Here is a 14,500-nt window from a genome sequence, read left to right on the forward strand (position 1 = left end):
CAAGACGAGAAGAGGGGGACCCTGACTTTAGGGCCCCCCTCTTTTGCGTCTGACCCTGCGCAGCCTACTCCCCGAACATCCGCATCAGGTGCCCCTTGAGGGTCGCCTCGAAATCCGCCTCCCGGTCGCCGCGGTAGACCAGCGAAGAGCCGATCTCGGCGGCGAGTATCGCGAAGAGGTACTTCTGCGGGAGGTTCCTGATGCGCTTCGCGTACTTGGGTTCCTCCCTGAGCATCTTGGGCAGGTGCGAGAGGATCGCCTTCTTGTAGATCGGCTGAAGGCAGAGTTGCGGCCTTTTCTGGAAGAAGCGGTAGATGGTCGCGTAGTGCTCGTTGATCTCGCCGCTTAGGGCGTCGGAGATCTCGGTGCAAAGAAGCCCAGGCTGCTCGCGGCGCCGCTTCAGGATCAGCCGCGCCTCGTCCGCCGCGCGCTGCTCCAGTATCTCCAGGACGTCCTGGACGTAGCGCTCCTTGTGCGCCATGAACTCCGGCTCGGTGAGCAGCAGGTTGGCGATGATCTCGTAGGAGGAGGAGATGACGCCGCACTTGTTGGCCGAGGCGTCGCGCATGATGATGACCCCCTTCTTCTGCAGCTGCACGCGCGCCTCGGGGGTGATGAAGGAGTTTGCTCCCTCCACGATGGCGCTCGCGGAAGGGGTGCCGTTGGGCAGCAGGTAGCTCTGCCAGTTGTCCTTGTCGATGCTTTCCGGACGCCCCCCCGCCGGGATGAAGAGGTCGGTCTTCACGGTGAAGGGGAGGCTCGCGTAGACCCTGGAAAACTCGTCGGTGGAGATCCATTCCTCCCTCAGCCCCTCCGCGCTCCTGGTCACCTTCCGGTACAGTTCGCGCAGCCCGTCGCGCCGGCTGCCACTGCGGTAGAGCAGGAAACCACCCGGGTGCAGCGCCTGCGGGTCGAAGGCCTCGAGATCCTGCTGCAGCACGATGCGCCCGAGCTCCTTGCGATCCGCCCCCTCGGGGTCGCACAGCGCCGCGGTCCCGTCCAGGATCAGCTTGATCGCCACGTGGGGGGCGCGCTCCAAAAGGATGCGCATGGCGTTGCCCGCCACGTCTCCGTTGGGTCCGCCGGTGAACTTGACGCTGAAGGGATCGCGGTAGATGTCGATCCCCAACTCGGCCATGGTGATCTCGGCGAACTTCACCACCCCCGTTGAGGTGACGCCGTATTCCTTGTGGTTGATCCCCACCTCCTTGCTGGACATGATGCCGATGCCAAGGATGTAGCCGCGCCGCTTGGAGATCCGGGCGATGTTCTCGATCATGGAATCGTGCATGTTCTCGTCAGGTCCCAGTTCGATCGGCTCGTCCTCGCGGTAGTAATCAACCACCGCAGGCGACCTCGCCACCCCGTGGTCGGTGACGAAGATGTCCAAAAAGGCGTTGGTGACGCCGTGCTGCAGCTTGTACAGCCGCCAGTTCTCCATCTGGCGCTCGCCGCCCCGCTGCAGGTCGGAGGAGTCCAGGATCAGCACGAGCTTTGAGCCCCCTTCGTAGATGTCCTTGTTCTTCAGGTGCTGGGTGTGCGCCAGAACGAAGTTCTCCCTGAAGATGGTGTTCGAGTTGGTGATGAAGTCGTCCATGTTGCGGGCGATGACGGTGCGCCAGCCGCCGCGCGCGATGTCGGAGAAGCCGATGTGGTAGCCGAACCCGAAGCGGCTGAAGAAGAAGGTGACCCGGAAGGGAAGGGCCTGCGGCAGGTCGGCGGTGAAGGCCGGTCCGAGCTCGGTGAGGTAGGTGGGGTCGAGCCGGAAGGCGAAGGCCTGTTTCTCGAGCACGAAGAAATTCGTCTTCAGGGTATGGGTGATGAAGATGAGGCAGCAGCGGTAGATGGCCCTGCGCACCTCGTCCAGGTAGCGGTGACCGGTGTTGTAGTCGTTCACCGCCTGCACCGTTTCTGCCAGGATCGAGCCGTAGAGCGGATGGCTCTCGGTTATGGCCGGGTCGAAGCGCGCCTTGAACAGCTTCACGAGCTGCAGCGACATCTCGGGGTGCGCGTGAAAGGCGTTTTGCACGTCGTCCGGGCCGAAGCGGTCCGGCTGGTTGTGGGCGAGGTTCGTGTGGCAGAAGGCGATGAACGCGTTCACGAGGGACGCTTCCTCTCCGGTCATCACGTTGTTGGTGACGAACTCGCGGTAGGTGTGACTCTTGGTCGACACGATCTGGGTGTTGTAGAGCTCCTGCTGCAGCCTGCGGAACAGCTCCGAGCCCGGTTCCAGCACCTCGCCCGAGCGTCGGTTCACCAGGAAGGTCCCCAGGAAATAGGGGTGGACCCCGTTGGAGATGGTGAGGCAGTAGGCGCGGTTCACGCCGAGGTCGAGCCGGTTGAACACCTCCATGAGCTGCAGGAGGAACTCCTTCTGGGGCGGGTTGGCGACCGCGAAATGGACCCGCGATGTCTTCACGTCCGGGGTCGGCTCCACGTGCAGGTACAAGCCGCCGCTGCGGCTCGACTTCTGCAGCAGCTGCAGCACCTGGGCCACGCGCAGCGGCGAGGCCACCTTCACGTAGCTTTCGTTGTTGAGCCAGAGGATCTTGAGCAGTCGGTCGAACTCTTTCAGGTCGAACTCAGGGTAGGTGCTGCGCAGTTCCGCGGCGGTCCTGCGCATCAGCCCCTGCGGGAGTTGCACCTCTCTCCAGGCCTGGATGTCTTCGTTGCTCTTGCGGTCGAACTCGAAGCGCTGAATCTCCAGGGCCTGGCTCATCTCCGGCATGGGGGCGTCGGAGTGGGTGATCATGGCATAGGAGATCTCCCGGTCCTGGAAGTGCCGCAGCGAGTCGTACAGGGATCCCGGCTCGTTCACCCTGGCCAGGATGAGGCTCTTGTCGCGGTCGGCCAGGATCAGGCGCCTGTTGGTCTTGAGGGAACGAAGCTCGCGCTCCAGAAGCATCAGTGCTTCCGGCTCGTCCTGCATCGACGTGAAGAAGTAAGGATTGATCTGCTCTCTCAGCCATTTGCGGTTTTCGGAAAGCTCACTGGCGGCGCTTCTTCTGACACTGGCCTTGCTGGTCATGCTTCATTCCCCTTTAGCTTCGATATAACTGCTTCGAAACCAGTATATCAGCGACGACGGCATTTGCTAAATCGATCTTGCTTCTGGTTGAAAAAAAGTTTGTTCTGGGTAAACGTGGCATTCGCTGTCACCGTTGGTGAAGATTCTCGCTTCCGAGGTAACTTGGGCAGCGGTCGCGGGAATCTGTCAGGATCGGCGTGCAGGAACTCGGCAAAATCAGGAAGGGAAGACGATTTGGCTGCCGTGACAAAACCAGTTGAAACGGGGTCCCCGACTGAGTATGATGCCGTGATCGATAAAACGTTCGGGATGGAGGAGCGGTGCAGAGATATCTAACCGCCGAGGTACCTGGTACCGGCGGCACTATAAAGAACACCCCCGAGGACTTCATCGTCGAGGAGATTCCGGCGTACCTCCCCAGCGGGCAGGGGGAGCATTGCTACGTCGCCATCGAGAAGCGCGGCATCGCCACCCTCGAAGCGGTGCGCCGTCTCGCCAAGGCGCTGGGGGTGCAGGAGCGCGACATCGGCTACGCAGGCATGAAGGACGCAGTGGGCATCACCCGCCAGAGCGTCTCCATCCCCCGCGTTGCGCCGGAGAAGGTGCGCGCGCTCGAAGTTCCGGGGATCAAGGTGCTCTCCGCCGTGTTGCACGGCAACAAGCTGAGGCTTGGTCATCTGAAGGGCAACCGCTTCGAGATCAGGGTTCGCGATGTTGCAGCCGGGGCGCTGGCGCAGGCCGAGACCGTGCTTGCCGTCCTGACGACTCGCGGCGTACCCAACCGGTTCGGCGTGCAGCGCTACGGCGTGCAGGGGAACAGCCACGCCATCGGTGCCGCCATGCTGCGTCGCGACTTCAAGGCCGCGGTCGATACCCTGATAGGTGACCCCGCGCAGGTGACCGACGAACGCTGGCGTCAGGCCATCGAGGCTTACCGGCAGGGAGATTTAGCGGAAAGCCTCCACCTGTTTCCCGGCCACTTCCGGACCGAGCGCGAGCTGCTCGGACGGTTGCAGCAGCGTCCCGACGCGTACGAGAAGGCTTTCCACGCGGTGCAGCCGCGTATGAAAAGGCTGTACCTCTCCGCATTCCAGTCCTCGTTGTTTGACATGGTGCTGGAACAGAGGCTGGAGCGACTCGATCGGATCGAAGAGGGCGACATCGCCTTCAAGCATGACAACGGCGCCTGTTTCCTGGTGCAGGATGCCGCCGCCGAGGCGCCGCGGGTCGAGACCTTCGAGATTTCGGCGACCGGCCCCATATTCGGTTGCACCATGATGGAAGCCAAGGGTGCACAAGGTGAGCTGGAAGCCGGGATCCTGGCAGCCGAGGGGCTGACACCGGAGAGCTTCAACCTTTCCGGTGGGCTGCGCATGGAAGGTGAACGCCGCCCTCTGCGCGTACCGCTCTCGGCCGCATCGGTGCGGCAGGATGGGGGCGATCTGCTTTTCGATTTCTCCCTGCCGCGCGGAGCCTACGCCACCTGCGTTCTGGGCGAAGTGATGAAAGATCAATAAATCGCGTCCCTTTGTGGGGTGTAAGGAGCAAATCGTGGAAAAACTGCAACTGCTGGCGCCCGCCAAGGTGAATTACCGGTTGGACGTACTGGGGAAGAGGGCGGACGGCTACCATGAGCTGCGCATGGTCATGCAGCGGGTCGGCCTTTGCGACGAGATCAGCATTGCCCTGAGCGAGACTCCGGGCATCCGCGTTACCTGCGGCAAGAAGGGGGTGCCCGACGGGCCGGGCAACATCGCATGGCGTGCGGCCGAGGCACTCTTGAAGCTTTCCGGAAAAGAGATAGGCATCGACATCGCCATCGACAAGCGGATCCCGGTGGCGGCCGGCCTGGGTGGGGGAAGCAGCGACGCCGCGACCGTGCTCATGGGGGTGAACCAGCTTTTGGGATTGGGGCTTTCCGACGAGCGGCTCATGGAGATAGGTGTGAAGCTCGGGGCCGACGTACCCTTTTTCATCTTCAAGAAGACCGCGCTGGCAGAAGGGATCGGGGACAAGCTCACCGCCATGGAGTCGATGCCGAGACTGTGGGTGGTCCTGGTCAATCCCGGGATCCATGTCTCTACCGCCTGGGTCTACCAAAATTTAATATTGACAGCGAAAGGGGCTGCCACTATAATTCGCGGTTCGTACGGCAGCGCGGCAGAAGTTGCCGAGCTCTTGTCCAACGATCTCGAGCCGGTTACCTGCGGAAAGCATCCGCTTCTGAACGAGTTGAAGGACATGCTGCTGGCAGCCGGAGCAAGCGGTTCCTTGATGTCCGGAAGCGGCGCCACCGTCTTCGGTATATTCGAGGACGAGGCAGTAGCCCGCAAGGCCGCAGCGGAGATAGCGGCGGAGCGAGGCTGGTTCGCGGAAGCTGTGCAGACGCTGTAGGAAAAAAACAAATCATTGGGGCGTCGCCAAGCGGTAAGGCAACGGGTTTTGATCCCGTCATTCCCAGGTTCGATCCCTGGCGCCCCAGCCAAAAATAACGGGCATTTACCTTTTTAGGTAAGTGCCCGTTTCTACTTTGGTGACCTTTTTCGTGACCGTTTTGGGTACGCATTCAGATGCTGCATCAGGAGGGGAAACGCCCCCAGCCAGAAGCTCCTGAAGAAACTTATTGTGCTTATTTCTTGCTGCAACACCTTGCTCTTCCAGGCTGACCCTTTTCTTCCCGGCCCCGCCACGCCCCCCAACCCCATTTGCCCCGTATCAGCCTCTGCTTCTCCTCCATCCTCAATGAGCGCCAAATCAGGAACCTCTGTAAGGTAACGAATTAGAAATGTTTACATTAGAACAAAGTCACGATATATTGGCGTTCCCGCTCAAGCTTCTCGTGGAGGCGTTGTTGCAAATCTTCCATCTGAAACACATCTGGTGAGATTTTGCAGGGCGTTGATACCATTTTGACTCAAATTCGCGCTTCTCAAACGCAGGAAGCCTCAGAGGTGTCTGCAGCCTTTGGCTTCTTTTTGCTGATGTACATATAGCGGTCGATTAAGCATGGATTGAACAGGAGGAGTAGTATGAGACAGGGAGAACCTGCCAGCGAACACACGATCCTTCTCGTCGATGACGAGGCCCAAATCCGGTCGATGCTTCATGACCTCCTGGTTTGCCACGGTTATAAAGTGATACAGGCCGCTGATGGCTTAGATGCACTTGAAAAATTCAAGCTCAACGTACAAGAAATAAAGCTCGTCGTAACAGACATTGTTATGCCTCGACTGGACGGTTTGTCGAGCATCAAGATAATGAGGACCATCACTCCATCCGTCAAAGTTCTTCTTATGAGCGGATATGCTTCAGATCAACCAGCGCCCGATGGAGTTAGTCTCATCCCAAAACCCTTCACCCCTGCGGACTTTCTTCAAGCCATTCGCTCGAGCCTTGGTGACTAGCAACAAAGCGCCAATCTCTACATCCGGCCTCCGCTCAGTTCCGTGATTCGCCCGCTCCTCCTGCGCTCCTGTTCCGCAGCTCTCCAGAAAATCTCGGCAGGCGGATGCTCCCGCGTCTACAGAGCGGTGCGACCAGCTCGCAACTGTCAACCTTCGGCGTGTTGACAAGCGGTGATACCTGCCACATCTCCAACAGGTCGGACCACCCAGGCCATCGATGTCATCAATCACCGAGTCTTGGAATTACTGGAGCAAGGAACGGTTCCACCTGCTTAGATCCCGGTGCCCCAAGCCAATTTTCGTCTAACAGCCCGCACGTCCCTTCTGTTCTACCTTTCTCGCCAACATCAGGCGACCGGTCGGATTTTTTCATCCATATCAGCGCCTCATAAAGTTGCCCATGCCCTTTTCCTTCCCGGGAGTAGTTACCAATAACCGTTCATCAGCGAGTCGGGTCAAAGTAGAGTAACCATGATGTCTCTTGACTCGAATCGAGTCCCGATCTGATGTAGAATTACCCCCAACCAGACGCTCAGACCATGACCAGGCGATAAAGCGTCGCCCGGTAGTCAAGCGCCGCCTGTAAGACACATGGAGATTCTTATAATGCCGCGACCTCAAGGCGAATCTCACAAATCGAACAGAATTGGTTGGCTTCGAGCCGCCGTGCTTGGTGCTAATGACGGAACAATTTCGATCGCAAGCCTTGTCGTCGGCGTTGCTGCCTCTGGAGCACCACAAAATAGTATTCTGCTTACCGGTGTAGCCGGTCTGGTAGCTGGAGCTATGTCAATGGCGGCCGGCGAGTATGTCTCGGTTCAATCGCAGGCTGATACTGAAGGCGCAGACATTAAAAGAGAAAAGAGCGAGCTACAGACTCAACCAGAGAGCGAACTCGCGGAGTTGACGTCAATTTATGTGAGCCGAGGTCTCGATCAACCGTTAGCACGCCTGGTAGCAGAAAAGCTGACGTCCCGCGATGCACTTTTGGCACACGCTCGTGACGAACTAGGCATCACCGAGACCCTACGGGCTCGGCCGGTTCAAGCTGCTCTCGCGTCTGCCATTTCTTTCGCGGTGGGTGCCATTGTTCCGATAGTAGCTCTGTTGCTCGCTCCTACAGCCTGGGTTACCGAGGTTTTATCTGCGACCGCGCTGGTTACTTTAGCCATACTGGGGGCAACCGCAGCATACGCCGGTGGCGCGCCTATTGTGAAGGGTGCAATTCGTGTCGCTTTCTGGGGGGCGTTAGCAATGGGACTAACCGCTGGCGTCGGTAAGCTCTTCGGCACGGTTGTCTGAGTAATATGGCCCAACCATGCCATAGGTTGCTTCGATGACTGTGCCTCTAAAGCCGTACCACCTCTATGGCTACACTGGTATCAGAGGCTTAGTTTCGAAATTTTCGCAAGCCCCTGACTGATGTTCTTCCGCCCTGCGCCTTCTGTCGCCAATCTCAGGCGGGTGGCACCGATAAATGCATCCCCCGTTGTTGCGGTATGTTCAGATTTGATCGATTCCTGCCACACCGTTTCGCCGGTGGCGACCCGCTTCAGCGTCCAACCAGCCTCCATCTTCACGGTAAAGGACAACCCGAAAACCGGTTGCTCCATTGAGAAAATCATCACCGAGAGAAGGTAGTCACCCTCCTTGCCTTCAACGGTCCGTGAAAAAGTACCTGACTTGGTTATGGCGGCCAGCAGCGCCTTCTTGAACTCCTCGTTCGATATCCGTGTCCTCCCCAACTCGTCGAGTTCCTTGCCCCCTCCCACGTCAACGCCCACCGTTTTCTGGTTCTTCGCTCCTGTTTCAAAGGTGGTCGGGGTCATCCCTTCGTGCGTTGCCGTGGTGCAACAACCGGCAACCATGAGCGCGGAGACACAGAGAAAGAGAATCAGTAGCTTCGATATGAGTGTGGCGTCTTCGGGACTTCCATCTCTCTGGCGCATGGCGTCCTCCTTATTTAGCCGGCTTCGCGTTAAAGATGTTGGTCAGTACTTCATCAACCATATCCGCAGGAGGTTTTCTGGTCAGGGAGGCGTGGAGGGAATTGCCGGTGGCTAAGGGGAAGTCGGTCTTAGGATCCCGGAAGATGATGGTAAGCTCAAGCATGTACATCGTGATATCCCACATCCACTTATCGGCGTAGGTAACCACGGCGTCGCTTTGGTATGGTGGCTTCAACTCTGGACCGGTGGTTGCGCCGAATCCCCGCTTTTCCAAATTTTCCTTGATGAGTTGGTAGGTGTTCCTTTTGTCGTCGGGCGCCTGTACGACATAGAAGGTCTTGAGTTTGCCCAAATCTACGCCGGCAGTCAGTGTCCCTGTGGCACGGTTTGCACAGCCAGCCGTGACAGTCAGCGATACACCTAAAAGCAGGAAATAGCCGAGTTTTTTTAACATGGGGCAGTTCCTCCTTGATTGGGATCACTACTGATGCGTACTCAAGATTTTCTTTATACCCGCCATCTGAGATGTCAATTGAGAGGTGGATTATAAACGATTAAATCTGGGAGCAAGGGTGACCCTGCTGAATGGTTTTTACGACGCCACAAGGATCTCGAGCAGGTCCTCTTGCATAATGAAAAGGGATCGGCCTTCTGGCCAATCCCTCGGGCGATACGTCTATTTCTCTCATGATCGTGTGGATGATGTAGAGATGCCGTCGCCGGCGTCTAGACCGGCTGGACGTAGCAGCTGTAGCAGGTCCTGTAGCAGTAACAGCTGTAGCAGTAGCAACTGTAGCAGTAGCAACTGTAGCAGCTATAACAGGTCCCGGTCAGCTGTCCTGCGGCGCCCTCTGCTTGGGCTCCTTCTCCTGCACTCTGCAGGAAGGACTTCGATCCCTGCTGTTGCGGGGGCTGCTGGCTGCCCATCATCGGGTTCTGCACGGCGGTGGGGTTGATGACGTTTATCACCACCCCCTGGGGGCTGCCGCTGCTCTGAGGACCCATCATCTGCTGCCCCATTCCCATCTGGACGTTTTGGGAATACCCGCATCCTGATCCAAGTTTTGCCTGGACCTCTTCTGGGGGGACCTTGTACTGGTCGGCCATGTCGTCAGGAATCTCGTAAAAAGTGCCGTCTAGTCCTCTGGTAATCATGTTCATCCTCCTTTTTCCTGTTGTGGTTACGCGTTGGACAGCAGGTGCTACTCTCCTCCTTGTGCTCCGACCTCGATCTGACATCGGTGGTCGCCGTCTGTCGCTGTCGGTGGTTTCATGCACTGCTGCATTTTTCGCATGGTCATCTCGTGAAGCTTCCGGGCCTGATCGGGGTTGTTGCCGAAGTAGGTCCACATCTGCCTGGTGTAGTTGCAATGGTTCTCCCGGAAGTTTTCGGAAAGGTCGCAGGATATGGGGCAGCCGTGGGTGCAGAAGTGGTTGGCCTTGCAATCGAAGCAGCGGATATACCATGTTCCTTTCCTGGGGAAGTTGTCGCGCAGCCGTTGTACCCCGCATTCGTCGATCTCCTCGCCCAACCGGCCGAGCAGGTAATCCCTGTTCCTGGTTCCACCGCACACGAAGATGTTCCCCTCTGCATCTATGCCGACCTTGTCCTCCGCCGAGTCGCAGGAGCGGTTCCACTGCGGCTGGGAGGCGTTGCCATGGCTGGCGCAGAGGAATTGGTAGGCGAGTCTCCCGATCCTCATGTCGTCCACGGACAAGTCGGTCTTCAGCATGTGCTCTATCATCGCGACGGTGCTCCGGTACATCTGGTCCGCTGAAAGTTGCTCGGCATCGCCACGTCCCTGCGCGACCACGAAGTTCGAGATCATCCCCGCCACCCCCTGCTCACGCAGATACTCCATTACTTCCGGCATCCTGTCGCAGTTGTGCCTGTTTATGGTGGTGACCACGCCCACCTGAATGTTCCGCTTGCGTGCCGCCCCGAACAGTTCGTGGATCTTCGCTCCACCCTCGCGACAGGCGTCGTGGATATGGGGCGGCCCGTCGCAGCTTATCGAGAACGAGACGCCGAGGTCGTGCAGCCTCACCATGCGCTCCTCATCCAGCAGCGTCCCGTTCGTACTCAGGGGAAAGATCACTCCTTTGCCCTGCTGTTGGCCAAGCGCCCTGGCATAGGCGACGAACTCCGCGATCCAGGCGTCCTCGACCAGCAACGGTTCGCCGCCGTATAAATGCAGGACTACTTGTGGGTACTGGGAATTCGCGACCAGGAGACGGGCTATCTCCTTTGCGGTGTCGAGCGACATCCTTGAATCGTTGGCAGGCGTGCAGTCGATGAAACAATACGAGCACCGCAAATTGCAGCGATCGGTGAGCAGCATGGAAACGTTCGAAATTTTGCGAAAGAGCCTCTCCAAAGTGGCGTTGCCAACAGTCATGTTCATCCCTCCGAGGTTAGAAGTGCCGGGCATTGCGACGGAATAAAATTAAAACATGCTAATGGTATCGCGGCCCAGGTGGGAGTCAAGCCGTGATGTGGGCCGTCAGAGGCGACACCGTTGTGGCCGGTATCAACATCGTTGCGATGGTCATCAACACTGCTGCGATGGTCATCAACATCGTTTTGATGGTCATCAACACTGCTGTGATGGTCATCATCATTGTTTAGATGGTCATCAACACTGTTGCGATGGTAATAAACATTGTTGCGATGGTCATAAACATTGTTTTGATAGTCATCAACATTGCTGCGATGGGTATCAACATTGTTTAGATGGTCATCAACATTGTTTAGATGGTCATCAACATTGTTTAGATGGTCATCAACATTGGTGCGATGGTCATCTTCATTGCTACGATGGGTATCAACACCGTTTCGATGGTCATCAACATTGCTACGATGGTCATCAACACTGTTGCGACGGGTACCTTCACTGTCGTGAGGCGTTTCGAACTCGAAAATCAGAGATGGGGGGGCACCGGGGGCGTATTTGTAGAGGAGTTGACGCAGCGGCTGGGAAGGAAGCCCCCCCGGGAACTACGCCATAGGCCGGTTCCTCGGGGGGGATTTCATTTTAGCCTGCTTTAGCTGCTTGGGCCTGACGAAGTGATGTGGTCTTTTTTAACCTGCCATAGGTGCCGGTGCTGTCTTTTTGCGGTACACCGGAACATGGGCGTTGAACCCGGCTTGCATTAGAGCGGGGATATCCTCTTCTGTCGCTACTGACTGTAAGAACGAGACGATTTTCTTGAACATTTCCGTGACGACTTTGCGTGCGTTTTTACGCCTTTGGATCTGTGAACGATTACCGGATTTACCCTCTTCGTGCGCTGCATCATACTCATCTACAGCTTGTTGCACGATATTAATAGGGATGGGGCCGTTCTTGTACAGCTCCAAATCCGCCAATCCACGAGCACAGCGGCGAACGTTGCTTAGGCAGGTGGAGTCTTTACCTTTAACGTCAGCTGATACAGTGATGTAGGACATGGCTATTCTCCTCTTCTCCGGCAGGTTGCGGCCAGCATTAGCAGGATTTCACGAAGTCTAGGGCACGTTTTGGCGGTTTGCAAGCGGCTGAAACCCTCGCGAGCCATTCATTAGTTAAGTGGGGCGTAACGTGATTAATATCTTTGTGGGGAGAGCGGGATTAGCCTTGAAGAAATTGGAATCAATGAGAGCGTCGTCGGTTTAGCGTGCAGCAAAAAAAAGCCGCCCGGCCACGAGGGCAACGGGCGGCCTTCTGGTCTGGTGGGGGGATTACAGCAGGTCAAGCAGCTGCTTTACTTCCGGGGAGCGCTTGCCGGCCTGGCCGGCCGCTATGGTCCTTGGGTCGAGGTTGCCGTAGTATGCGCCGTTGGCATCGTCATCGATCATCAGGGCGGCGCCGTTGAGCGCGATACCGGCAAAGAGACCGCGGCTGCGAGAATAGGAGAGGATCTCGCTTTTCAGGGTGACGTCGGTCGCCCCCTCGGCGCTTCGACCGACCGGCCCTGCGGCCACAGATGCGTCGGCTCCGAGGGTAAACTTGCCCCTGAGGACGCCGTCCACTCCTTTTTTAGTCTTGAAGACCAGGATGAGGTCGGTCGACTCGGCACCGATCTGCCACCCCAGGCTGCCGCCGGCTATTTTTACGAAGACGGGATCGCTCCAGTTCCCTTTCTCGTCGCGTACGGTCAGCACGCCGGTGCCGTACCTGCCGCCGACTACGAAGCCGACCTTCAGCACTTCAGGAATGATCATGATCCCCTGCGCGTTCTTCAGCAGCATCGGGGGTATCCCATCCTCGGGGATGGCCTTGATCGCCTTGACCACCTCGATGCAGTCCTCGATCTTTCTCGACTCCTTCCCGGCATAGGCCGGCGTGACGGAAATGAACATTGCGACAGCCGCGACAGCTGCTGCCAATAGTTTCATCGTTTTCATATGCTCTTGTCCTCCTTTGCGTCCGTGCAGATTGTGGATCCAACCAATGCAAACCCCCTCAGTCTCCCCTTCACAAGGGGGAGGACGCGAGTTCTCGCGCAGCGGTTGATTTAAAAATATAATATTCCTTATATTCCAGGTGCGGACCAAAAAAAAGCCGGGGCCGAATATCAGGTGATAGTTCGGCAACCCGGCTGTCTCGGTGAGACCCTGTAGGCTTTCCGCCCCATCCTCGCGGATGGTTGAGTATTATCGCTTATCGATGCCCCCGCGGCGGCTTGCCTCCAGGTATATGTGTCGGTTCGCAGCTCCCCTTTAGCCGCGCCGGGACTGGGAGTTCAGGTACCTGCCGAAGTCCGCATCGGTTTCCCGTATGTGGTGGGTGACCCAGTTGCAGAGAAACCAGAGCAGCTCGACGGATGCCTTGGTGTCGAGGGGCTGTTTTTTCTTCAGTTGGGAGATCTTGGTGCGAAATTGCCGGTGCTCCTCCTTGTGCGGCCCGAGCTTTGGGTAGGAGGAGTTCTCCATCCAGCGCTCTTCGCAACCGAAATGCTGCATGGAATAGTCGATCAGGATCTCCAGCACGGAGGGGTCCAACGGGTGCCCCTCACGGAAGTGGTCATAGGTTTTGTTGAGATACTGCACCAGGCTTTGGTGGTGTTGATCGATCTCCTGTATGCCAACCACATAACAGTCCTTCCATTCAATTATAGGCATACACTTTCATCTCCTCTACGTTAATGCGCCCCCGGTCCTCCTCTGCGAGGACCGGGGCACTTCATGGCACTCTTATTGCGGAACCAGGACGATTTCACCCAGGTCCCTGGCCTGTCCCTGCACCACCGGTACTGCGGCGGAGGAGTAGAGCGCGAAGCCGTTGGAGTTGACGAAGGCCTTGTAGCCCCACCCCGGTTCGCTCGCCGGCACGAAGGCCGAGAAGGGGGCTTGCCACTTGCCGCTGGTATAGCCGGCGAAGATCTGGCCGGACGCGATGGGCGTGGTGTCGTTGATGGACCCGCGACGCTTGATGGAAACGGTCGCGCTGCTCCAATTCTGGAGGGTGCTGCTGACGTTGCCGATGATGGAGCCGAACTGCGTCAGGACGTCCGCCATCTGTATCAGCCTGATGCCGGTGGGTTTGAGGTTGTACTCGTTGGTGTTGCCGCGCTTGACCACCGCGGTGTTCGGGTCGAAGTCGATCATGACCGCGTTGATCACGCCGGGCTTGACCTCCATCGGCCCGAGGATCTTGAGCCCGGACTGCTGACCGCTCGGGGTGGTCAGCGGGATCTTGGTGTTCGGGTCGCTCTTCAGGGTAAGGTAGTTGACCGGCGCCTGGTTCCCGTTCGGGTTGGGGTACAGCACCAGGCGGATCTGGCGGTAGGTCCCGGCCGGGAGCACCAACTCGCCCAGGGCTTGCTGGACGAATTGCAGGGTCATCACGTCGATGACCTTTTCCTGCGGGTTGAACCTTGCCAGGACCGGGAGGGCGGGGTCGTCATCGGCGGCGTTCTCGTGGCCGGCCGGGACCACCCTGATCTCCTTGACGGAGATGACGAGGTTCTGGAAGTCGTCGCTTTGCTTGTCGGTGATGGCGAGCTTGAGGGTTCCTTTGCCGGCGCTGCTGCCGCCACCGCCGCAGCCGCTCAGGTACAAAAGGGTCGTGGCAACGGCGCAAACGAAAAGGATCATGATACGTAAGGCAGAACGTTTCTCTCGCATGGTGCTATCC

14 protein-coding genes, 1 tRNA gene and 1 riboswitch are annotated in these 14,500 nt (G+C 57.9%); of the genes, 6 read left to right on the plus strand and 9 right to left on the minus strand.

Annotation, left to right across the window (positions count from 1 at the left end; all coding sequences use genetic code 11):
- Positions 1 to 64: 64 nt before the first annotated feature.
- Positions 65 to 3,028, minus strand: a complete 2,964-nt coding sequence (locus tag KOM00_RS09385) for an NAD-glutamate dehydrogenase domain-containing protein (RefSeq protein ID WP_216498661.1) — start codon at positions 3,026 to 3,028, stop codon at positions 65 to 67.
- Positions 3,029 to 3,348: 320 nt separating this feature from the next.
- Here KOM00_RS09385 and truD point away from each other — a divergent pair, with 320 nt between their 5' ends.
- The 5 genes from truD to KOM00_RS09410 all read left to right on the plus strand — a co-directional run bounded on the left by truD (position 3,349) and on the right by KOM00_RS09410 (position 7,734).
- Positions 3,349 to 4,545, plus strand: a complete 1,197-nt coding sequence (truD, locus tag KOM00_RS09390; RefSeq protein ID WP_216498662.1) for a tRNA pseudouridine(13) synthase TruD — start codon at positions 3,349 to 3,351, stop codon at positions 4,543 to 4,545.
- 34 nt (positions 4,546 to 4,579) lie between these two features.
- Positions 4,580 to 5,422, plus strand: a complete 843-nt coding sequence (gene ispE, locus KOM00_RS09395) for a 4-(cytidine 5'-diphospho)-2-C-methyl-D-erythritol kinase (RefSeq protein WP_216498663.1) — start codon at positions 4,580 to 4,582, stop codon at positions 5,420 to 5,422.
- A gap of 16 nt (positions 5,423 to 5,438) precedes the next feature.
- Positions 5,439 to 5,513, plus strand: a tRNA-Gln gene (locus KOM00_RS09400).
- 544 nt (positions 5,514 to 6,057) lie between these two features.
- On the plus strand, positions 6,058 to 6,432 hold the full coding sequence (locus KOM00_RS09405; protein ID WP_216498664.1) for a response regulator: 375 nt from the start codon (positions 6,058 to 6,060) through the stop codon (positions 6,430 to 6,432).
- A gap of 591 nt (positions 6,433 to 7,023) precedes the next feature.
- Complete coding sequence (locus KOM00_RS09410) at positions 7,024 to 7,734, plus strand: VIT1/CCC1 transporter family protein (RefSeq protein WP_236026853.1); 711 nt, start codon at positions 7,024 to 7,026, stop codon at positions 7,732 to 7,734.
- 80 nt (positions 7,735 to 7,814) lie between these two features.
- Here KOM00_RS09410 and KOM00_RS09415 read toward each other — a convergent pair whose 3' ends face one another.
- The 4 genes from KOM00_RS09415 to KOM00_RS09430 all read right to left on the minus strand — a co-directional run bounded on the left by KOM00_RS09415 (position 7,815) and on the right by KOM00_RS09430 (position 10,813).
- A complete protein-coding gene (locus KOM00_RS09415) occupies positions 7,815 to 8,381 on the minus strand; it encodes a hypothetical protein (RefSeq protein WP_216498665.1) in 567 nt (188 codons plus the stop codon).
- Positions 8,382 to 8,391: 10 nt separating this feature from the next.
- Complete coding sequence (locus KOM00_RS09420; protein ID WP_216498666.1) at positions 8,392 to 8,835, minus strand: hypothetical protein; 444 nt, start codon at positions 8,833 to 8,835, stop codon at positions 8,392 to 8,394.
- A gap of 272 nt (positions 8,836 to 9,107) precedes the next feature.
- On the minus strand, positions 9,108 to 9,536 hold the full coding sequence (locus tag KOM00_RS09425; RefSeq protein WP_216498667.1) for a hypothetical protein: 429 nt from the start codon (positions 9,534 to 9,536) through the stop codon (positions 9,108 to 9,110).
- Between the two features lie 47 nt (positions 9,537 to 9,583).
- Positions 9,584 to 10,813, minus strand: a complete 1,230-nt coding sequence (locus KOM00_RS09430) for a radical SAM protein (RefSeq protein ID WP_328758281.1) — start codon at positions 10,811 to 10,813, stop codon at positions 9,584 to 9,586.
- A 59-nt stretch (positions 10,814 to 10,872) separates the two neighbouring features.
- On the opposite strand from KOM00_RS09430, the gene KOM00_RS09435 reads away from it, so the two are divergent.
- Entirely contained in the window at positions 10,873 to 11,010 is a 138-nt protein-coding gene (locus tag KOM00_RS09435; protein ID WP_216498669.1) for a hypothetical protein, read from the plus strand.
- 453 nt (positions 11,011 to 11,463) lie between these two features.
- Here KOM00_RS09435 and KOM00_RS09440 read toward each other — a convergent pair whose 3' ends face one another.
- The 4 genes from KOM00_RS09440 to KOM00_RS09455 form a co-directional block, all read right to left on the minus strand.
- Complete coding sequence (locus KOM00_RS09440) at positions 11,464 to 11,832, minus strand: hypothetical protein (protein ID WP_216498670.1); 369 nt, start codon at positions 11,830 to 11,832, stop codon at positions 11,464 to 11,466.
- A 270-nt stretch (positions 11,833 to 12,102) separates the two neighbouring features.
- Positions 12,103 to 12,768, minus strand: coding sequence for a lipid-binding SYLF domain-containing protein (locus KOM00_RS09445; RefSeq protein WP_216498671.1), 666 nt, complete (start codon positions 12,766 to 12,768; stop codon positions 12,103 to 12,105).
- A 181-nt stretch (positions 12,769 to 12,949) separates the two neighbouring features.
- Positions 12,950 to 13,026, minus strand: a riboswitch (cyclic di-GMP riboswitch).
- 57 nt (positions 13,027 to 13,083) lie between these two features.
- Positions 13,084 to 13,485 carry a bacteriohemerythrin gene (locus tag KOM00_RS09450; protein ID WP_216498672.1) on the minus strand — a complete coding sequence of 134 codons (402 nt, stop codon included), beginning with the start codon at positions 13,483 to 13,485 and terminating at the stop codon, positions 13,084 to 13,086.
- Positions 13,486 to 13,557: 72 nt separating this feature from the next.
- On the minus strand, positions 13,558 to 14,490 hold the full coding sequence (locus KOM00_RS09455) for a DUF4382 domain-containing protein (protein WP_216498673.1): 933 nt from the start codon (positions 14,488 to 14,490) through the stop codon (positions 13,558 to 13,560).
- Between the last annotated feature and the right edge of the window lie 10 nt (positions 14,491 to 14,500).

Source organism: Geomonas diazotrophica, assembly GCF_018919385.1.
Taxonomy (GTDB): domain Bacteria; phylum Desulfobacterota; class Desulfuromonadia; order Geobacterales; family Geobacteraceae; genus Geomonas; species Geomonas diazotrophica.